This window comes from Acidocella sp. MX-AZ02 (genome assembly GCF_000306035.1).
Taxonomy (GTDB): domain Bacteria; phylum Pseudomonadota; class Alphaproteobacteria; order Acetobacterales; family Acetobacteraceae; genus Acidocella; species Acidocella facilis.
The window spans coordinates 127,083-146,037 of sequence record NZ_JH976208.1; the positions used below are offsets into that span (position 1 = coordinate 127,083).

The 18,955-nt window shown below is 65.0% G+C and carries 18 protein-coding genes; 13 read left to right on the forward strand and 5 right to left on the reverse strand.

Features of this window, described 5'->3' with window-relative positions; all coding sequences use genetic code 11:
* From MXAZACID_RS08850 to MXAZACID_RS08860, 3 genes are all read left to right on the forward strand, one after another.
* Positions 1-607: type VI secretion IcmF C-terminal domain-containing protein (locus MXAZACID_RS08850; protein WP_008493928.1), on the forward strand; the 607-nt coding region annotated here is incomplete at its 5' end.
* Between the two features lie 2 nt (positions 608-609).
* Positions 610-1,206, forward strand: coding sequence for a type VI secretion system-associated protein TagF (gene tagF / locus MXAZACID_RS08855; protein WP_008493930.1), 597 nt, complete (start codon positions 610-612; stop codon positions 1,204-1,206).
* Positions 1,206-1,916, forward strand: coding sequence for a PP2C family serine/threonine-protein phosphatase (locus tag MXAZACID_RS08860; protein WP_008493931.1), 711 nt, complete (start codon positions 1,206-1,208; stop codon positions 1,914-1,916). The genes tagF and MXAZACID_RS08860 overlap by 1 nt, the downstream gene beginning before the upstream one ends.
* Positions 1,917-2,030: 114 nt before the next feature.
* Here the strand turns inward: MXAZACID_RS08860 and MXAZACID_RS08865 are convergent, their stop codons facing one another.
* The 3 genes from MXAZACID_RS08865 to tssH form a co-directional block, all read right to left on the reverse strand.
* Positions 2,031-2,642, reverse strand: coding sequence for a putative adhesin (locus MXAZACID_RS08865; RefSeq protein ID WP_008493932.1), 612 nt, complete (start codon positions 2,640-2,642; stop codon positions 2,031-2,033).
* A 355-nt stretch (positions 2,643-2,997) separates the two neighbouring features.
* On the reverse strand, positions 2,998-3,483 hold the full coding sequence (locus MXAZACID_RS08870; protein ID WP_008493933.1) for a type VI secretion system tube protein Hcp: 486 nt from the start codon (positions 3,481-3,483) through the stop codon (positions 2,998-3,000).
* A 30-nt stretch (positions 3,484-3,513) separates the two neighbouring features.
* Positions 3,514-6,150 carry a type VI secretion system ATPase TssH gene (gene tssH, locus MXAZACID_RS08875; RefSeq protein ID WP_008493934.1) on the reverse strand — a complete coding sequence of 879 codons (2,637 nt, stop codon included), beginning with the start codon at positions 6,148-6,150 and terminating at the stop codon, positions 3,514-3,516.
* A 284-nt stretch (positions 6,151-6,434) separates the two neighbouring features.
* Between tssH and tssA the strand changes: the two genes are divergently transcribed.
* The 10 genes from tssA to MXAZACID_RS17785 all read left to right on the forward strand — a co-directional run bounded on the left by tssA (position 6,435) and on the right by MXAZACID_RS17785 (position 17,339).
* Positions 6,435-7,532 (forward strand): type VI secretion system protein TssA, encoded by a 1,098-nt coding sequence (tssA, locus tag MXAZACID_RS08880; protein WP_008493935.1) that lies wholly within the window; start codon positions 6,435-6,437, stop codon positions 7,530-7,532.
* A 117-nt stretch (positions 7,533-7,649) separates the two neighbouring features.
* Positions 7,650-8,159 (forward strand): type VI secretion system contractile sheath small subunit, encoded by a 510-nt coding sequence (tssB, locus tag MXAZACID_RS08885; protein WP_008493936.1) that lies wholly within the window; start codon positions 7,650-7,652, stop codon positions 8,157-8,159.
* 3 nt (positions 8,160-8,162) lie between these two features.
* A complete protein-coding gene (gene tssC, locus MXAZACID_RS08890; protein WP_008493937.1) occupies positions 8,163-9,653 on the forward strand; it encodes a type VI secretion system contractile sheath large subunit in 1,491 nt (496 codons plus the stop codon).
* 224 nt (positions 9,654-9,877) lie between these two features.
* On the forward strand, positions 9,878-11,377 hold the full coding sequence (gene tssC / locus MXAZACID_RS08895) for a type VI secretion system contractile sheath large subunit (RefSeq protein ID WP_008493938.1): 1,500 nt from the start codon (positions 9,878-9,880) through the stop codon (positions 11,375-11,377).
* Between the two features lie 31 nt (positions 11,378-11,408).
* Positions 11,409-12,215, forward strand: a complete 807-nt coding sequence (locus tag MXAZACID_RS08900) for a type VI secretion system accessory protein TagJ (protein WP_008493939.1) — start codon at positions 11,409-11,411, stop codon at positions 12,213-12,215.
* Positions 12,212-12,757, forward strand: coding sequence for a type VI secretion system baseplate subunit TssE (tssE, locus tag MXAZACID_RS08905; protein WP_008493940.1), 546 nt, complete (start codon positions 12,212-12,214; stop codon positions 12,755-12,757). Before MXAZACID_RS08900 ends, tssE begins: the two co-directional genes overlap by 4 nt.
* The gene (gene tssF, locus MXAZACID_RS08910) at positions 12,750-14,573 is read left to right on the forward strand and encodes a type VI secretion system baseplate subunit TssF (protein ID WP_008493941.1); all 1,824 of its coding nucleotides are present in this window, start codon (positions 12,750-12,752) and stop codon (positions 14,571-14,573) included. The genes tssE and tssF overlap by 8 nt, the downstream gene beginning before the upstream one ends.
* A 3-nt stretch (positions 14,574-14,576) precedes the next feature.
* Positions 14,577-15,608, forward strand: a complete 1,032-nt coding sequence (gene tssG / locus MXAZACID_RS08915) for a type VI secretion system baseplate subunit TssG (RefSeq protein WP_008493942.1) — start codon at positions 14,577-14,579, stop codon at positions 15,606-15,608.
* 72 nt (positions 15,609-15,680) lie between these two features.
* The gene (locus MXAZACID_RS08920) at positions 15,681-16,280 is read left to right on the forward strand and encodes an OmpA family protein (RefSeq protein WP_008493943.1); all 600 of its coding nucleotides are present in this window, start codon (positions 15,681-15,683) and stop codon (positions 16,278-16,280) included.
* Between the two features lie 9 nt (positions 16,281-16,289).
* Positions 16,290-17,339 carry a hypothetical protein gene (locus tag MXAZACID_RS17785; RefSeq protein ID WP_008493944.1) on the forward strand — a complete coding sequence of 350 codons (1,050 nt, stop codon included), beginning with the start codon at positions 16,290-16,292 and terminating at the stop codon, positions 17,337-17,339.
* 116 nt (positions 17,340-17,455) lie between these two features.
* Here the strand turns inward: MXAZACID_RS17785 and MXAZACID_RS08930 are convergent, their stop codons facing one another.
* Together MXAZACID_RS08930 and MXAZACID_RS08935 are read right to left on the reverse strand one after the other, a co-directional pair.
* Positions 17,456-18,121: a hypothetical protein gene (locus tag MXAZACID_RS08930; protein ID WP_008493945.1), complete on the reverse strand. Its 666-nt coding sequence runs from the start codon at positions 18,119-18,121 to the stop codon at positions 17,456-17,458.
* A 214-nt stretch (positions 18,122-18,335) separates the two neighbouring features.
* Positions 18,336-18,955 (reverse strand): DUF4384 domain-containing protein (locus MXAZACID_RS08935; protein ID WP_008493947.1); only part of this gene is annotated, 620 nt, incomplete at its 5' end.

Sequence of the window (18,955 nt, forward strand, 5' to 3'; positions counted from 1 at the left end):
CCCGTTGGGTGATTTCGCGCATCTCTTCGCCCCCAACGGGCTGCTGGACAGCTTCTTCACCCAGCAGGTGCAGCCTTTCGTCGATATGTCCGGCCGGACCTGGCGGGTGCAGGCGGTGAATGGCGTCACTCCGCCGATCAGCCAGGGCGCCCTGGCGGAGTTCCAGCGCGCGGAGACGATCAAGCAGCTCTTCTTCGCCGCCGGCGCCACGCCGTCCGTGCAGTTCAGCCTCAGCCCGACCGCGCTCGATGCCGGCGCGGCGCAGGCGGTGCTGCAGCTGGGCGCGGTGAATGTCTCTTACGCCCACGGCCCGCAAGTGCCGACGATGATCTCCTGGCCCGGTGCCGATGGCATGCAGACGGCGCGGCTGATCATCACCCCGGTCGGCGGCGGCAACCCGGTGGAGCTGGATGCCTCCGGCCCCTGGGCGTTGTTCCATCTGTTCAGCCAGGGCACGCTGGCCCAGGCCGGATCGTCGGACCAGTACACGCTCACCTTTTCCGCCGGCGGGCATAGTGTGAGCTACAGCATCGGCGCCAACTCCGTGCTCAACCCCTTCGCCCCCGGCATGCTGGCGGATTTCCGCTGCCCCAGCCTGCAGGGATGAGCATGTTCCAACCCGCTCTGACCGGGTTTTTCGGCAAGCTGCCGGCGCGCGGGGATTTCCTGCGCGCCGGGCTGCCGGAAGATGCGGTCGAGCCGCTCGATCTCTGGTGCCGGGACTGCCTGACCCAATCGCGTGCCGATCTCGGCGCGGGATGGGAACAGGCCTGGATGAGCGCGCCGATCTGGCATTTCTTCCTCCCTAACGGCGCCTGCGGGGCGCGGGCGATGCTGGGGGTGTGGCTGCCGAGCATGGACAAGGCCGGGCGGCATTACCCCTTCATTCTGGCCGCGCTGGCGGATGATCCGGCCGCATTGGCGCAAGGCGGCGCCTGGCTGGCGCTGGCGCAAGCCGAAGGGCTGGCCGTGGTGGTTGACGATAAGCCGCACGAAGCGATCGCCGCTGGCCTGGCCGCGCCGGTGGAAGACGTAGCCCTGCCGCCAATTGGCTGGTGGACCGAAGGCAGCCCGCTGGTGCGGCCTTGCCGTTTCGAAATGCCGGGGCTGTTGCCCGCCGCGACCCATGCCGGCGCCATGCTGCGCGATCCTCAGTCCCATGATTCTCAGCCCCATGATCCTCAGCCCGCGGAGGGGCTCAATTGATGCCACGTTCCTGGGCGCAGACGGATGTCGGCGCGGTCCGCAAACATAACGAGGATAATCTGCTCGCCCGGCCGGAGCTGGGGCTCTGGGTGGTAGCCGATGGCGCCGGCGGCCATGCCTCGGGTGAGGTCGCCTCGGGCATGATCGTCGAGGCGCTCTCCCGCCTGCCCGCTGACCTGAGCGCGAGCGAGCTGCTCTCGGGCATTCGCGTCACCATCACCCAGGTGCATGATGCGCTGCGCGCGGAAGCCGCCCGGCGTGGCGGCGATGTGATGATCGCCTCGACCTTTGTCGGGCTGATGATCCGTGACCGGCATTTCGCCTGCCTCTGGGCCGGTGATTCACGCGCCTATCTGCTGCGCGGCGGCGTGCTGCAACAGATCACCCGCGACCATTCGCTGGTGCAGGAGCTGGTGGAGGCCGGCACGCTGCGCCCGGAAGATGCGGAGAAACACCCGCACGCCAATATCATCACCCGCGCGGTGGGGGCGGATGACGAGGTGCTGGAGCTGGACAAGGTGATCGGCCAGATCCAGCCCGGCGACCGGTTTCTGCTGTGCAGCGACGGCTTGAGTAAAACCCTGAGCGAACCGGAACTCCAAAGCCTGCTCGGCGCGCCAGAGGGCGTGCCACCGACGGAATTGCTGATTGCCGCCGCCCTGGCGCACCGGGTGAATGACAATGTGACGGCGGTGGTTGTGGAGGTTTAGGCAAAGCAAAATTTAGAGCCTTCAGATCACAGCTGAAGGCTCCAGGTTTTGTTTTGGCAAGCAATTTCTTGTGTTTATCTTGACGCCGGCGCGTCAACCTGAACCCATCTTTCTCTAACGCGCCACGATGCTACGGCAGGCGCACCAGTGGACCACGGCACCGTCGCAGATATTCCAGTTCGCGGCCAGCAAGGCGATGATCGGCACGCCGCGGTCCTTGATGTCGCCGGAGAGCGGCGGCATCACGACATAGCGCTTATCGCCGGGGATGCCCGGTGGCGTTTTGGCCGGGGATGCGGGATTGATCGCAGGATTATACTTCGAGGACGGGATATTTGCGGGCTTGTTGCCAAGGCTAAGCCCTGATGGATATGTCAGCCGGTAGTTCCAGATTTCCGAGCCGCCAGGAACGATTTCGGGAACTTTTTTGGAGTACCCGGCTCTTTCCGCAGCCTCGCTGAGATAATCGGGCAAGCCATTCACATCTTCATGAGATTCGATAAAGCTGCCAATGGAATCCAGAAGCTCCTCGCCATGCAGACACCAAAACACCATTGTGATATTGGGAGGCAGCCGAACTTTTGGAAAATTCTTGTCGGTGATGGTGTTGAAGGAGCCATGACCGGCGAAGATGACCCGTTTGGTGGTACCCGCCAGCCTGTCGCTGCCGATCGGCCCTGAGATAGTCAAAGGCTTTGTTTTTGGCTTTGATTTCCAGAACGGCATGGGAAACTCCTTTGAGTTGATCCGCCAAGATCACGGCGCAGAGAATTTGGGTTTCGGCAGGGTAAAACCTAAAGCAGACGGCGCGGGAGAATTCAAAAAAGACTTTAATTTTAGAGGTTTTTTTCTTTGTGTACGCTTAAAAATTGTTTCACGCGTTCAGAGGCCTGCCTTTTCAAGGCCGTCCTGGTCACCATCGCTCTAGATGCCTAGGGACATCAGTTTTCAGCTGAAATCTCAAACTTTTATTTTGGCGAGCAATTGCTTGTTGATGGTTTGCCGCTGCGCGTCAGCCTAGACCTGGTAGTGCTCTCGTGTGGAAAAAAGGCCGGCGCTTTTGGCGCCGGCCTTTGCGTTTTCAGGACAGCTTCTGCAGCCCCAGATCGTAGGTGACCGGGAAGGGCGAGCCGGCGGTGCCGTCGGATTTCTGCGGGGTGAACTTCACTTCGATCTTGGTGAAGTTGAAGGAGACGCTCTCGCTCGGCCGGTCGCCGCCAGAAGAGAGGCTGTAGCCGCTGATCATCGTGTCGGTCAGGGTGACCTCCAAATAAACGACGGCGCCGTTACCGTCGGTGCGGGTGAAGGAGATTACCAGCTTCGCCTTGCCGCCGCTGCTCAGCGCCTCTTTCAGCAGGCCACCGGAGGCATTGTCCAGCATCTTGGTGACGGTGATTTCGGAAACGCTCGGCGAGCTCGCCTCACGGTTGCCCGACGAACCGGTCGGCGAGCCGACGCCGCGGCCGACGCCCCACTGGAAGCTGTTGACCTCGATCTGCTTGTCGAAGCCCTGGGTGGTGACGTCGCCATCCACCGTCGGGCTGGTATATTTGATGTAAATCGCCATGTCGTGCTCCTGTTATGGAAGAGAGAGTCTTTAGCTGAGCGCGTAGGAGAATGATCCCTCCGGCCCGATCCCGACCGAGATGTTTGCAATCCCCTCGCCCGCGGCCATGCGGGCCAGAACCTCGGCGGAGAGTTCCGGCAACAGGCTGCGCGAGAGAATATTTTCTACATTGCGCGCGCCCGAGGAGGATTCCTTGCACCGCGCGGCGATGGTTTCCACCAGCTCCGGCGCGTAGGTGAACGAGGCCTTGTAGGCTTCCTTCACGCGTTTCTGAATCTTGTTGAGCTGCAGCCGCACGATCTGACGGATCACCTCGTCGGAGAGCGGGAAATACGGCACCAGCGTCACCCGGCCGAGGAAGGCCGGCTTGAAATATTTCATCAGCTCCGGGCGCAGCGCCTCGGCCAGCCCGGCCGCATCCGGCGCGGTCTCCGGATCAGCGAAGAGCTTCTCGATCAGATCGGTCCCGGCATTCGAGGTCATGATGATGACGGTGTTCTTGAAGTCGATATCGCGGCCTTCGCCGTCCTTCATGTTGCCCTTGTCGAACACCTGGAAGAATACATCCTGCACGCCAGGATGCGCCTTCTCCATCTCGTCGAGCAAAATCACCGAATAAGGCCGCCGGCGCACCGCCTCCGTGAGGATACCGCCCTCGCCATACCCGACATAGCCGGGCGGGCTGCCCATCAACAGCGAGACCTTATGTTCTTCCTTGAACTCGGTCATGTTGATGGTGGTCATGTTCTGCTCGCCGCCATAGAGCAGATTGGCCAGGGTCAGCGCGGTCTCGGTCTTGCCGGTGCCGGAGGTGCCAACCATCATGAACACGCCGATCGGCTTGCGTGGATCGGTGAGCTTGGCGCGGCTGGTGCGGATCGCCTGCGCCACCGCCTCCATCGCATGCGGCTGGCCGACGACGCGCTCTTCCATCGCCTGTTTCAGGTTCAGCACGGTGTTGATCTCGTCGGACTGCATGCGCCCGGCGGGAATACCGGTCCAGCTCTCGACGATCTCCGCCACCGCCTGGCCATCCACCACCGGGAAGATCAGCGGCGTCTCGCCCTGCAATGTCCGCAAATCTTCATGCAGCTTGTTGAGCTGCGCCCTCAGTGCGGCCTTGTCCTCGGTGTTCTCCGCATCCTCGATCTTGGCGCGCACGGCGCTGATCTCGGTCGCCAGCGTCTTTTCCTCGGCGAAACGGGTCTGCAAAGCCGCCAGCGCCGCTTCCAGCCCGGCCTTCTCCTCGGCCAGCTCGGCGATGCGCGCCTCATGCGCGCCGCCCGCCGCCATCTCGCGCTCCAGGATCGACACTTCGGTATCGATCAGCTCGATACGCCGTTGTTTGTCCTCGATCGGCGCCGGAATCGCGGCCTGGCTCATCGCCACCCGCGCGCAAGCGGTATCGATCAGGCTGATCGCCTTGTCCGGCAGCTGCCGGCTCGGGATGAAGCGCGCCGAGAGCCGCACCGCTTCGGAAATCGCCTCGTCCAGAATGCGGGTTTTGTGATGCCGCTCCAGTGTCGCGGTGAGGCCGCGGATCATCGCGATCGCCATCGGCTCGGAGGGCTCTTCTACCTTCACCACCTGGAAACGCCGCGTCAGCGCCGCATCCTTCTCGAAATATTTCTTGTACTCGGCCCAGGTGGTGGCGGCGACGGTGCGCAGCTCGCCGCGCGCCAGCGCCGGCTTCAGCAAATTTGCGGCATCGTTCTGCCCGGCCTGGCCGCCGGCACCGATCAGCGTATGCGCCTCGTCGATGAACAGGATGATCGGCTTCGGGCTGGCCTTGACCTCGTCGATGACAGATTTGAGACGCTGCTCAAACTCGCCCTTCATGCCCGCACCGGCCTGCAGCAGCGCCAGATCCAGCGTGCGCAGCGTCACATCCTTCATCGCCTCCGGCACATCGCCGGCGGCGATCTTCAACGCCAGACCTTCAACCACGGCGGTTTTGCCAACGCCGGCCTCGCCGGTGAGGATCGGGTTATTCTGCCGGCGGCGGGTGAGAATATCGATCGCCTGCCGGATCTCGAAATCGCGGCCGAGGATCGGGTCGATCTTGCCCTTCCGGGCGCGGTCGGTGAGGTCGTAAGTATAAAGATCGAGCGCGCCGCTGCCGGCGGGGCGGGGCACGCCGTTTTCATCCGCCACCGGGGCGGCGCCATCGGCGGCCAGCGGGGTGCTGGCTTCGATGCTGCCGGCGGTGATGGTGGCCAGGTCGCGCTTCAGCACATCCGGCTGAATTTTCAGCAGCTGGCTGGAGGCCTCGCGCGCGCGCCGGGCCAGGGTTTCATCCGAGAGCAGGGCCAGCAGCACATGGCCCGAGCGCACCCGCGAGAGCCCCTGTTCGATGGAGGCGAGCAGCCAGGCCTGCTTGGCGGTATCGACCACATCCGGCGCCAGGCCAGGGGCGCGGGAATTGCCGGTTTTCAGCCTGTCCAGCGCCTTGTTGAGATCGGCCATGAAACGGCCGTGATCAATCTCATATTGCCGGAAGATCGCGGCGATATCGGTATCCGTGCCGTCGGCCAGTTTCACCAGCCAATGTTCGATTTCGACATTGTAATGGGTGCGGGACATTGTCAGCCCGGCAGCGGCTTCCAGCGCGCGGCGGCAATGCTCATCCAGGCGACCGATTAACGACCGGAGGTCAAGTGTGACCAAAGCGTCCCCCTCCAAGAAGGTCTCGCGTCCAATGAAGCGTTTACCAGGAGGGTAAACGCCGATCCGACACGCCCATACCGAAACAAAGCGCATCTTACGGTGCGCTAATTTAACAATATTTCGTTAGCTTGAGTTACCGTTAATGTCCAGCTAATACAAGCAGGGGAAGGCCGGTTCGTTGATGCAATTTTGATGATATCGCGTCACCAGCTGAACTCCCTCGATGGATAATGCAACAGCGTCGCCATGGTCGATGGCGATAGGGCGGGGAAGAGGGCAGATTCGTGGCGATTGAAGGCTTGGATCTCGAAAGCTTGCTGGCGCCGATCAGCGATGATGAGCCCGCCGGAACGGATGTCCGCAGCGATTTCTCGCCGACCTCTCCTTATTTCCGGCTGCGCGACGCGCGCGCCGATGCCCGCGCCGCCGAACGCGCGGCGGATGCCAATCCGGGCGAGGTGGCATCGCCGGAAGGCTGGCGCCAGGTGCGCGCCCTGGCTGTCGAAATTCTCAGCACCCAGGCCAAGGATCTGGAAGCGGCGGCGTGGCTGACCGAGGCGCTGGTGCGCAGCCATGGGTTGGCCGGGCTGGCCTTCGGCGCCAGCCTGCTGGGCGGGCTGGCGGAGCGGTACTGGGAGCATCTGTTCCCGATGCCGGACGAAGACGGCATGGAAACCCGCGTCGCCCCGGTGACCGGCCTGAATGGCGAGGGCGGCGAGGGCACGCTCAGCCAGCCTTTGCAGAAATTGCCTTTGTTCAAGGACCCGAACGGCGAAATGGTGATGTTCTTCCAGTATCAGCAATCGGCTGAGCTGGAAGCGATCGCCGACGCCAAGCGTGTCGAGGCGCGCATCGCCGCCGGCGTGGTGCCCTACGATACGATGCGCGCCGCCGCCCGCGCCGCCAGCCCCGGCGCTTATGTTGCGTTGCGACGCGATCTGGAGGAGGCGCGTCTGGCCTGGCGCGGCATGGGCGATATCTTCGACCGGCTGGCCGGGCATGATGCCCCACCCACCGGCCGCATCGCCGAAGCCCTGAACCAGATCAACGATTTCGTGACGCGTTATGCGCCGCTGGAGGCGGCGAGCGCGGCGGTGGCGGATGAGCCGGCGGCGGCGTCGGACGAGGCCGGGGCGCAGGCGGCGCAGGCTGGTCCCGGCAGGCCGAAACGTTTGGCCAACCGCGAGGATGCTCTTGCAACCTTGGCTGAAATCGCCGAGTATTTCCGCCGCACGGAACCGCAATCGCCGCTGGCTTACACGATCGATGAAGCCATCCGGCGTGGCCGTCTCACCTGGCCCGAACTCATCGCCGAGCTGGTGCGGGACGATCAGGTGCGCAACAGCATTTTGACCAGCCTTGGCCTGAAAACCGATCAATAAACGTCTAAAAAGACTTTCCTTTGAGTTTATCCAGCGCGGCCGCAGACGATTTAAAGCCTCTTTCACAACACCGCTTTGCATTGTCATGAACCGCAAGCCTTTCGGGAGACCTAGAAGATGAGTGGCAGCGTACACAGCAAACTGAACCGGGTCCGCAAACCGCGCGTTCACATTACCTATGAAGTCGAGACCGACGGCGCCGAAATCCAGCGCGAGCTGCCCTTCGTGGTCGGCGTGATGGGGGATTTCTCCGGCGATCCGACGCAGCCGCTGCGCCCGATGGCCGAGCGCAAATTCACCCAGATCGACCGTGACAATTTCAACGACATCATGTCCCGCATGTCGCCGGGCCTGAACATGAAGGTCGAGAACACGCTGGCCGACGATGGCAGCGAGATGGCGGTCAATCTGAAATTCAACTCGATGGATGATTTCGACCCGGCCCGCGTCGTCGACCAGGTGCCGGCGCTGAAATCCCTGCTGGAGACGCGCAACAAGCTGCGCGACCTGCTGAGCAAGGCGGACCGCTCCGAGGAGCTGGAGACGCTGCTGGAGCAGGTGCTGCAGAACGATGCCGAGCTGAAGGGGCTGTCCAGCCAGCTCGGCCTCGACAAGAAGGAGGGCTGATCCATGTCCGAGACCCAATCCAGCCCGCAAGGCGGCACCGGCGCCACCAGTGAAGGCGTCAGCTTCCTCGATCAGGTTGTCACCGCCACCAAGCAGACCGAACCGGACCGCGCCCAGGATCTGGTCAAGACGCTGGTCGAGCAGGCCCTGGCCGGCACCGTCACCTTCGACAAGAACCTGACCCGCACGATCGACAAGGCGATCGCCGCGATCGATCAGAAAATGTCGAAGCAGCTCAACGCCATCATGCATCATGAAAAATTCACCAAACTGGAAGGCAGCTGGCGTGGCCTGAATCATCTGGTGATGAACTCGGAGACTGGCACCGGTCTGAAGATCCGCGTTCTCAACATGACCAAGCGCGAGCTGAACCGCGACCTGACCAAGGCGGTGGAGTTCGATCAGAGCCAGCTCTTCAAGAAAATCTACGAGAACGAGTTCGGCACCCCGGGCGGCGAGCCCTATGGCGCGCTGATCGGCGATTATGAATGGACCAACCATCCGGACGATATCGAATCGCTGCGTCTGGTCTCCAACGTCGCCGCCGCCGCCTTCGCGCCCTTCATCTCCGCCGCCGGTGCCGGCATGTTCGGCTTCGATGACTGGACCGAGCTGACCAAGCCGCGCGATCTGGCGAAGATTTTCGACACCGCCGAATATACCAAATGGCGTGGCTTCCGCGATACCGAGGATGCGCGCTTCGTCTCGCTGGTGATGCCGCGCGTGCTGGCCCGTGTGCCCTATGGCGCTGCGACCAAGCCGGTCGAGGATTTCGCCTATGAAGAAGCGCCTTATGACGCCACCGGCGCCGCCCAGGCGCTGAATCACAAGGATTATTGCTGGATGAACGCCGCCTACGCGATGGGCGTGCGGATGACCAATTCCTTCGCGGAATCCGGCTTCTGCGTCGCCATTCGCGGTGCCGAGGGCGGCGGCAAGGTCGATAACCTGCCCACCCACATCTTCCAGTCCGACGATGGCGACATGGACGGCAAATGCCCGACCGAGGTCGGCATCACCGACCGGCGCGAGTTCGAGCTTTCCAATCTCGGCTTCCTGCCGCTCTGCCACTACAAGAATACGGATTATGCCGTGTTCTTCGGCGGCCAGACGGTGCAGAAGCCGAAGAAATATGACCGCCCGGACGCCACCGCCAATGCCGCGATCTCGGCGCGCCTGCCCTACATCATGGCGACCGGCCGTTTCGCGCATTTCCTCAAGGTGATGGCGCGCGACAAAATCGGCAGCTTCATGGAAGCCAATGAGTGCGAGCGCTGGCTGAATCGCTGGATCACCAACTACGTGTCCGACAACCCGGATGCCGGGCCGGAGACCAAGGCGAAATATCCGCTGCGCGAGGCCAAGGTCGAGGTGAAGGAAATTCCGGGCAAGCCGGGCTCCTACAACGCCGTCGCCTATCTGCGCCCCTGGCTGCAGATGGAAGAGCTGACGACCAGCATGCGCATGGTCGCCCGCATTCCGCAGAAGGCCTGATCCCGGACCGCCGCGCCCGAACCGGGCGCGGCGCACGGGCGTGTGTGATGACGGGGGATGAGGAAGATCCGGACGCGACGATCGTCTGGAGGCCCGCCAGCCGGCGCCTCCCGCCCACGCCTGCGCCCGAACCAGCGCCTGACCCAACGCTGCCCGAGATGCGGACTGACGAGGCTGAGCCCGTCCCCGAACCGGCCCAACTTGAACCCCCAGAGCCTGCCCCCGTGCTGCCGCCTTTGCGCGATGCGGTGCTGAACGGCCGGTTTTTCGGCGCGGCCAATGCCGAGGCCGCCACCCGCCTGGCGGAAATGCTCGCCGGCCAAAGCTCCCCCCTCTCCACCTGGTTCGGCGCCGATGCGAAAACCCTGATCCATGACCGCGCGGCGCTGGCGGCGCGGCTGGACCATGACATCGCCCGGCTGGATGCGATGATTGCCGCCCAGCTCGATGAAATCCTGCATCACCCCCGGCTGCGCCGGCTGGAGGGGAGCTGGCGCGGCCTCGCCTGGCTGGCCGCCCGCCTGCCGCTCTCCGGCCGGGTGAAACTGCGCGTGCTCTCCGCCGGCTGGGGCGAGATCTGCCGGGATCTGGAGCGCGCCGCCGCGTTCGATCAGAGCCAGCTCTTCCGCCGTATCTATGAGGATGAATTCGGCATCGCCGGCGGCGAGCCGTATGGGCTCCTGGTCGCGGATTACGAGGTCCGCCACCGCCCCGGCCCGGGCGCGATCACCGATGACGTCACCGCCCTCGCCTCGCTCGCCGCCGTCGCCGCCGCTGCCTTCGCGCCGCTGGTCATCGGCGCCGCCCCGGCTCTGTTCGGGGTGGACGAGTTTTCCGAGCTCAGCGGTGTGGCTGATCCCGCCTCCACCATGGCCTCGGCCGAGTACCAGCGCTGGAAGCGCCTGGGCATGCTGGATGATTCGCGCTTTCTCGCGGTCACGCTGCCGCGCCTGCTGATGCGCCTGCCCTGGGCGGAAACGCTCGCCCGCCATCGCGGTTTTCGCTATCAGGAGCGGCTGCGTGACGGCACCGGCCGCGTTTCCAGCACGGCGGGCTATCTGGTCGCGGCCTGCGTCATCCGCGCCTTCGAGACCTTCTCCTGGCCCGCCGATATCCGTGGCTACGACATTGACCGTCTCGGCGGCGGCGTCATCGAGGATCTGCCCGAGCCCTGGTTCTCCACCGACCCCGCCGATGGCTTCGGCCGCCCGGCCCCGGATGTGATGCTGACCGACCGGCAGGAGCGGGCTTTGGTCGCCGCCGGGCTGCTGCCGATCTGCGCGCTACCCTATGGCGGCGAGGCGCTGATCGGCGCCGCGCGCAGCCTGCAGACGCCCACCACCAGCTATATCGGCGCCAATGCCGGTGTTGCCGCCGCCAATGCCCGGCTCTCCGCACAGTTCAACAGCGTCATCTGCGTCGCCCGCTTCGCGCATTATGTGAAGATCATGGGCCGCGAGATGACCGGCTCCTTCAAAACCGGTCCCGAAATTCAGCGCCGCCTGCATGACTGGCTGATGCGCTACACCAATTCCAACACCTCCGCCGGGCCGGAGACGATGGCGCGCTACCCGCTGCGCGATGCCAGTGTGAAGGTGGAAGAGGTGCCGGGCAAGCCCGGCGTGTTCACCTGCGCCATCCATCTGCAGCCGCATTTCCAGCTGGACGATGTCGCCGTCTCCTTCCGGCTGATGACCGAGCTGGCCGCCCCCGGCCAATCATGACCCACCCAATTTCTGAAATGGAATCACGCACATGGTAGAGACCGCCCTTCAGGCCGCCGATCTGTTCCGCGCCGGCCGCCTGGCCGATGCGCTGGCCGCCGCCAATGCCGAGGTGAAGGCCGCGCCGACCGATCTCGGCCGCCGCGTGCTGCTGGCCGAGCTGCTGCTGTTCTCCGGCAATCTGGAACGCGCCGACGTGATCCTGGATGCCGCCGGCCAGCTCGACCCGTCTGTTGCCGTCGTCGTCTCGGAATTCCGCCAGCTGCTGCGCGCCGAGACCGCGCGGCGCCAGCTCTACCGCGATGGCCGGGTGCCGGAGCTGCTGGGGGATCTGGAGCCGACCGGCCAGGCCTCGATGAAGGCGCTGGTGGCGCTGCGCGAGGGCCATCTGGCCGAAGCCGCCGCCGCCGCGCAGGAGGCCGAAGCGCTGCGCCCGCGCATCACCGGCACCGTCAACGGCCAGAGCGTCGATGATTTCCGCGACGCGGATGATCTGATCCCGGGCTATATCGAAACCCTGACCACCACCGGCAAATATTTCTGGATTCCGGTCTCGCGCATCGAGAGCCTGGAATTCCATCCGCCCAAGCGCCCGCGCGACCTCGCCTGGCGCCGCTGCTCGATGAGCGTGACCGCCGGGCCGGATGGCGATGTCTATATCCCCGCCCTCTATTTCACCGCCGAGGAAACGGATGACGCCCACCGCCTCGGCCGCGCCACCAGCTGGAGCGAGGGCGAAGGCCCGGTGCGCGGCATCGGCCAGCGTGTGTTCCTGGCCGGGGAAGAGGATCTGACGATCATGCAGCTCGACGCGCTGAGCTTCCAGCCGGCCGCATGAGCGACGACACGCTCAGCCGCGGCGCCAACGCCAATCTCTTCATCGAGCGGATGCGCGATTCCGGCGCGCGGGTGAAGCTCTCGGTGCTGGACCGGCTGCTCGATGATGCCCCGGAGATGGAGCGCGACCGCCCGCTCTCCGCCACCGAGGCACTGAGCGTGCTGCGCCGCGCCGTGCGGCGGGATCTGGAGGCGCTGCTGAATGGCCGCCGCCGCCTGGCCTCGGTGCCGGCGGGGATGAATGAGCTGGCCAATTCCTCCTTCACCTTCGGCCTGCCGGATTTCACCGCCGGGGCGATGCAGGAGGATGGCGCGCGCGAGACGCTGCGCCGCGAGATCGAGCGCAGCATCCGCCAGTTCGAGCCACGGCTGATCCAGGTGGCGGTGAAGCTGGTGCCGGCGAAGGAGGAGACCAGCACCACGCTGCATTTCCGCATCGACGCGCTGCTGCAGGCGGACCCGGCCCCCGAGCCGATCAGTTTCGAGACATTGGTGAACGCCGCCACCACCGACATCGCGGTCGCCGGAGGCGAGATTGGCTGATACGCTGCTGCCTTATTTCAACCAGGAGCTGGCGGCCATCCGCCAGCTCGCGGCGGAATTCGCCCAGGCGCACCCCAAGGTCGCCGGCCGGCTGCGGCTGAGCCCGGACACGGTGGACGACCCGCACGTGGCGCGGCTGCTGGATGGTGTCGCCTTCCTCTCCGCCCGCGCCCAGGCGCGGCTGGATGATGAATTCCCGGAACTCACCGACACGCTGCTGGATATTCTCTATCCGCACTACCTCGCGCCGTTCCCCTCCTGCGCCATCACCCAGTTCAGCGCCAAGCCGGACCTCGCCGCCCAGGTGGAGGTTCCCGCCGGGTTCGAGCTGGAGACCGAAGCCGTGCGCGGCCAGAGCTGCCGCTATCGCACCACCAGCCCGCTCACCCTCTGGCCGGTGAAGCTGGAGAGTGCCCGCCTCACCGGTCTGCCCTTCACCGCACCGGTCAACCAGCTTGCCAATGGCGCGGTGGCGGTGCTGCGGCTGGTCTTCACCACGCTGAACCCGGATGTGAAATTCAGCCAGCTCGGCATGGATAGGCTGCGCCTGTTCCTGCGCGGCGGCCAGGCGGCGGCATTGCAACTCTACGAGCTGCTGGCCGCGCATACGCTGGGCGTCGCGCTGGCGGATACGCCGGGGGATCTCTCGCCAGTGCTGCTGCCGGCCAGTGCCGTGCAGGAGGTCGGCTTCGCGCCGGAGGAGGCGCTGCTGCCCTGGCCGGCGCGCAGCTTCGAGGGCTTCCGCCTGCTCAGCGAATATTTCGCCTTTCCGCAGAAATTCATGTTCCTCGATCTCGCCGGGCTCGGCGCCAAGACGCTGGTGCAGGACAGCAACCGGCTGGAGGTGTTTCTCTATCTCGACCGGACCTCGGCCGAGCTGGAGCGCGGGGTCGATGCCAATATGTTCGCGCTCGGCTGCACGCCGATGGTCAATCTCTTCGCGCAGCGTTGCGAGCCGGTGGCGCTGGACCATACCACCACCGAATATCGCGTGCTGCCGGATGCCAGGCGCGCCAGCGTCACCGAGATCTGGAGTGTCTCCAGCGTGCGCGAGGTGCGCCAGGACGGCACCAGCCGGCCCTTCCTGCCCTTCTACCGGCTCAGCCGTAACGAGGCCTCGGCGCCAGGCGAGGGCGGGTCCTATCTCGTCGCGCGGCGGGACGGGCCGGCCGCCCTCGGCGGCACGGACAGCTTCATCTCGCTGTTCGATGCCGGCTTCGACCCCGAGGCGAAGCTGGACAGCGTGCTCTCGGTCGAGGCGCTCTGCCTCAACCGGGACCTCCCGGCCGATTTGCCCTTCGGCGGCGGCCGCCCCGGGCTGAAGGCCTTGCAGCCCCATACCGGGATCGCGGCGATGGCCTGCGTCACCCCGCCGACGCCGACGCTGCGCCCGGAGCGGCGGGCGCGCAAAGCCTGGCGGCTGATCTCGCACCTCTCGCTCGGCCATCTCTCCGTCACCGGCGGCGCGGAAGGGGCGGCGGCGCTGAAGGAAATCTTGCGCCTGTATGATCTGCGCGAAACCGCCGATACCCGTGCGGCGATCGAGGCGCTGCTCGCCGTCACCGCCCGCCCCGGCACGGCGCGTGTCCCCGGCGCGCGGCTGGGGGCCTTCTGCCGGGGGCTGGATGTGGAGCTGGAATTCGACCAGCGCGCCTTCCAGGGCTCCGGCCTCTATCTGCTGAGCGCGGTGCTGGCGCGCTTCCTGGCGCTGCATGCCAGCATCAACTCCTTCGTGCGCACATCCGTGCGGCTGCGCGGCAAGCCGGAGCCGGAGCTGCGCTTTCCGCCCCGCGCCGGGGCCAAGGTGCTGCTCTAGACGATGGCGCCGAAATCCCCACTCGAACGCCTGGCCGCCACCCCGCATCTGTTCCGCTTCGATGCGGCGGTGCGGCTGTTGCGCCTGGCCGCCCGCACCCGGCACAAGGATGACGCGGTGCGCTTCGCCGCGCCGCCGAGCCTGGCCCAGCCGGTCGCCGAGGTGCTGGAGGCGCAGGCGCCGTCGGGTGGCCGTCGCGCCCGGCTGGTCAGCACCCTGATCGGGCTGATCGGCCCCTCGGCTGAGATGCCGCGCTGGTACACCGAGCTGCTGGCCCAGGCCAACCGGCAGAAATCCCGCGCCGTGCTGGATTTTTTCGATCTGCTGGCGCAGCGCCTGATCTCTGGCTTCGCCCTGGCCGGCGCCAAATACCGGCTGCCGCGCTCGGCCGAGCAGGCGGCGCAGGCCGGGGTGGAGGAGCCGATCGGCGCCGGGCTGCTCGCCTTCACCGGCTTCGGCACGCCGCATCTGGAACCGCGCCTGCCGGTGGGGGCGGATGCGCTGCGCCATTATGCCGGTTTCTTCGCCGCGCATCCGCGCTCTTCCAGCCGGCTCGCCAGCATGGTCTCGGATTATCTCGGCCGGCCGGTGGAAATCCGGGAATTCGCCGGCGCCTGGCTGCCGATCGCCCCGGACCAGCAAAGCCGGCTGCCGCGCGGGCGCATCCCTGGCGCCTTCTGCGCGCTGGGGCAGGATGCCGCCATCGGCACCCGCGCCTGGGACCAGCAGGCGCGCTTCATCGTGCGCATCGGCCCGCTCTCGCGCGCCGGCTTCGAGGCGCTGCTGCCGGACAAAGCCTTGCTGCCCGCCTTGGTTTCGCTGATCCGCGCCTATGTCGGCTGGGAGGCGGATTTCGCCATCAATCTGGTGCTGGACGCGCAGGAAATCCCGCCGCTCAGCCTGGGCGGCGGGCCGGGGGCGGCGCGGCTGGGCTGGACCAGCTGGGCGCCGTCCTCCACCGCCGGGCTGAAAGGCCGGGTTCTGGTGGACGAGACCCTGTTCAGCGCCGCAACCGTGGAGCGGCTTTCCGCGTAAACCGGATCGTTGCTCTCGCCTAACGGGAGGGTTGGCGCTACAATCCCGCTCAAATCAAGGAGGTTTTAGACCATGCGCAAAACCAGCTTCAAACTCGCTCTTTCTGGTGTGCTGCTCAGCGCCGCCTTTGCCGCGCCCGCCCTGGCGCAAAGCGCGCAACAGCTGATCAACCAGCTCAAGCCCAGCGGCGCGCTGAGCGACACCACCCGCGGCATCAAGCCGATCGCCCCCGGCGAGGCCCCGGCCCCGGCGATGCAGGCCAGCCCCGCCGCGATGCCGGCGATGAACGCGCCAGCCGCGAAGCCGCAGGCGATGCCGACCGCGCCTTCGGCCAATCTGATCGTGGATTTCGCCTCCGGCTCGGCCGCGCTCACCCCGCAGGCCCGCGCCACTCTGGACCAGCTCGGCAAGGCGCTGACCAGCCAGCAGCTCGCCGCCTATCATTTCAAGATCGTCGGCCATACCGACACAACTGGCACCGCGCCGCAAAACCAGACCCTCTCCGAGCAGCGGGCCGATGCGGTGAAATCCTATCTGCAGACCAAGTTCGGCGTCGCTGATACCCGCCTGCAGGCCAGCGGCGTGGGCGAGGCGGATCTCGCTGTGCAGACCCCGCCGAACACCCCCAACCGCCAGAACCGGCGCGTCGAAATCATCAATATCGGCCAGTAACCATCTGCCATGGGGGGGCGGGGCGGAAACGAGGACGATACCATCGTCATCCGGAGCGCCCCTCCGGCCATTGCTTCACGCCGGCGCGGCCTGCTCAAGGCCGGGCTTGGCGGCGGTGCCGCGATGCTGGCGCTGGCCGGGTTCGGCGTCGCCTGGTGGGCACGCGGGCCAGCACCAATCGCCATCGGCACCGCCAGCGAAGCCGAGATCGACGCCACCCAGCCCTGCGAGACCATCGTCACCTATTTCGCACCTGACAAATCCGTCGTGGTGGTGGATTTCCCGTCTCTGCTCGCCCAGGGCCAGGCTTTGGACCGGGTGGCGGCCTTCGTCGAGAAAGCCAATGTCCCGCATGACCGGCTGCTGGATGATGCCGCGTTGAACGCCGCCATCGCCGCCGGCGGCGAGACGGTCGCCAGCTATTATTACGGCCACGATTATCAGGCGGCGGACCTGGCGCGGTTCTTCGCTCTGGCGAAATCCGAGAATATCCAGCTCAATCCAGAGGAATTATGGCTGCGCCGGCTGCTGCGCCAGCTTGGCTGGCTGCGGGCGGGGGCGAATGGCGCGCTGATCACCCTGCCGGCGGCGGGTGGCGATGTTTCGCCCGAAATGCGCGCGGTGATTTTGCGCCATGAAATCTCCCATGGCGCCTTCTACATCGTTCCCGAATACCGGCATTACACCGAACGCTTCTGGGCCGGCCTGACGCCGGCAGACCGCGCCGCCTTCACGGGCTTCCTCGGCCGCCAGGGCTACGATACCAGCCTGACCGAGCTGATGCTGAATGAAACCCAGGCCTATCTGATCTTCACCCGCGACCCGCGCTTCTTCAACGCTGCGGCAGTGGGGAAAACCGAAGCCGAGATCGACCAGCTGCGCCAGGGCTTCATCGCCAACATGCCGAATTTCTGGCTCACCCCGCTCGCCACCGCGCCATTGCCGCCGGTGCCCGCCACCATGCCGACATGCCCGACAAAGCAGGCGATGGCGGTGACGGGGCAGAGGCGGATGTGCTTATGTTATCGCAAGGGGGGATTCGAAGCGACGTGGGTATGACATGTCGGGGTACCGCGCCGCTCAGCAAACTCGTTTAAAGCCGGCTCAAGCGCCGCAGGCGGATCGGTGTTGCCCGTTTCGTCATCCCACAAAAAACGGCCATTTATCCAGCATGCTCAGAACGTGCAAAGCAGCCTGGATACGCTCGTAATAACCGGCTCAAACACCTCGGCGGATGAGATGCCGCCAAACCAGGAGTTTTTCACCTTTTTGCCGTACAGAAACGTGCTCGAATAAACATACCAACGTGTCCTGCCGCGCACCGTGACCAGGTAGCTGACATGGGCAGGGAATTCTTTGGTCGTCATGTTGTTGGCGAGATTGCCCGGTCCGGCGTAGGTCTCGTAATTGACGCGCGCGACAACATTGCCGGGAGTCAACTTGCCTTTGAGCGATACGCCATTGGCATCATGGTAAAAATGCAGGTTCGATCCTGAATCATTCACCTGCAAGCTGCAGCCATTCATCGCGCCCGTGAGCACGAGCGTTCCCAGCGGCGCGTTTTTGGGGACCACGCATGTGCCGACGCCGCCATAGGGAATATGCACATAAGGATAAAAATAATCGCCATTGCCGGGCGTCACCTGTAGCTCAAAGACGTTCTTGTTCTTGCCGTGGGAAACGCATTTAACCGAGCATGGGCCACCGATGGTCTCGGTATTGCCGGTATAAGCCGTAGACTGCACAAGATAAAAGTTGGATTGATAGGCTTTGTCCGGGTTCGACCGTAAATTGGTCATCGCCAGATTATTGCACGGCGGCAAATTCACAGATGCGGACATCTTCGGTGGTCTCCTGTTCCGCGGTTTGTTTTTGTCAAAGGCGATGGGATGTTTCATCCCGTGTCAACGGACGTCATCTTGTGCCCCTTCTTGCCAGGCAATCTCGGCGCAGGTCAACAGACGTTGCGAATATCGAATGTTACAACGGGGTGTCATTTTATCGATGGCTTTGGCGTCGATCCTGGCACGGTAATGGAAGCGCCGTGTACCGCCGCTATTTCGCCAGCGTCACCACCGGGATCGCCGCCACCGAAATTTTTGCCCCTCCCGCCGCAGCATTCTGCAACGCCTGGCGCAACGCCGGCAGATAATCGCTGGCGGTCTCATCCTGCGGCCGCAGCTTGGCAAAGAGCGGCACTGAGGAGGCGATGGAGATGATCATGTCCGTCCCAAACGGCGCGCTCACCTGCCAGCTCGCCCCGCCACGCGCCGGATCGCCGAGAACCTTGGCGCCGCCTGCGGCAAATTGCTGCGCGGCGTCGGTGCTGGTGGGGTAGAGATGCAGCACCGAGCCATCGGAGGAGAAATAATCCGTTTCCAGATAGCCGCTGAAATTCGGCATCGTCTCGTCGATGGTGATCAGATCGTTATTGTAAAGCTGGGTCTTGCCGCCGGCGAGGGCGAGTGACAGGGCGCCATCGCTGCCGGGGAACAAGGCGTGATACGGGCGGATCGTATCCAGAGCCGTGCAATAGGGCCCGTCCACGGTATCGATCTGGTTCACGATGCCGCCGGGATCTGGCAGGGATTGAATGGCGCCGCTCAACGCGGCCTGCGGCGCCCCCGCCCCGGCCAGGCCGGTCAGGGTTTGCGTTGGCAGATTGGCGCTGAGCA

Excerpts from the sequence above, each read along its gene's own strand:
- tagF (WP_008493930.1), top strand. The coding sequence starts at position 610 with ATGTTCCAACCCGCTCTGACCGGGTTTTTCGGCAAGCTGCCGGCGCGC.
- MXAZACID_RS08860 (WP_008493931.1), top strand. The coding sequence starts at position 1,206 with ATGCCACGTTCCTGGGCGCAGACGGATGTCGGCGCGGTCCGCAAACAT.
- MXAZACID_RS08865 (WP_008493932.1), bottom strand. The coding sequence starts at position 2,642 with ATGCCGTTCTGGAAATCAAAGCCAAAAACAAAGCCTTTGACTATCTCA.
- MXAZACID_RS08870 (WP_008493933.1), bottom strand. The coding sequence starts at position 3,483 with ATGGCGATTTACATCAAATATACCAGCCCGACGGTGGATGGCGACGTC.
- tssB (WP_008493936.1), top strand. The coding sequence starts at position 7,650 with ATGAGTGGCAGCGTACACAGCAAACTGAACCGGGTCCGCAAACCGCGC.
- tssC (WP_008493937.1), top strand. The coding sequence starts at position 8,163 with ATGTCCGAGACCCAATCCAGCCCGCAAGGCGGCACCGGCGCCACCAGT.
- MXAZACID_RS08900 (WP_008493939.1), top strand. The coding sequence starts at position 11,409 with ATGGTAGAGACCGCCCTTCAGGCCGCCGATCTGTTCCGCGCCGGCCGC.
- tssE (WP_008493940.1), top strand. The coding sequence starts at position 12,212 with ATGAGCGACGACACGCTCAGCCGCGGCGCCAACGCCAATCTCTTCATC.
- tssG (WP_008493942.1), top strand. The coding sequence starts at position 14,577 with ATGGCGCCGAAATCCCCACTCGAACGCCTGGCCGCCACCCCGCATCTG.
- MXAZACID_RS08920 (WP_008493943.1), top strand. The coding sequence starts at position 15,681 with ATGCGCAAAACCAGCTTCAAACTCGCTCTTTCTGGTGTGCTGCTCAGC.
- MXAZACID_RS17785 (WP_008493944.1), top strand. The coding sequence starts at position 16,290 with ATGGGGGGGCGGGGCGGAAACGAGGACGATACCATCGTCATCCGGAGC.
- MXAZACID_RS08930 (WP_008493945.1), bottom strand. The coding sequence starts at position 18,121 with ATGTCCGCATCTGTGAATTTGCCGCCGTGCAATAATCTGGCGATGACC.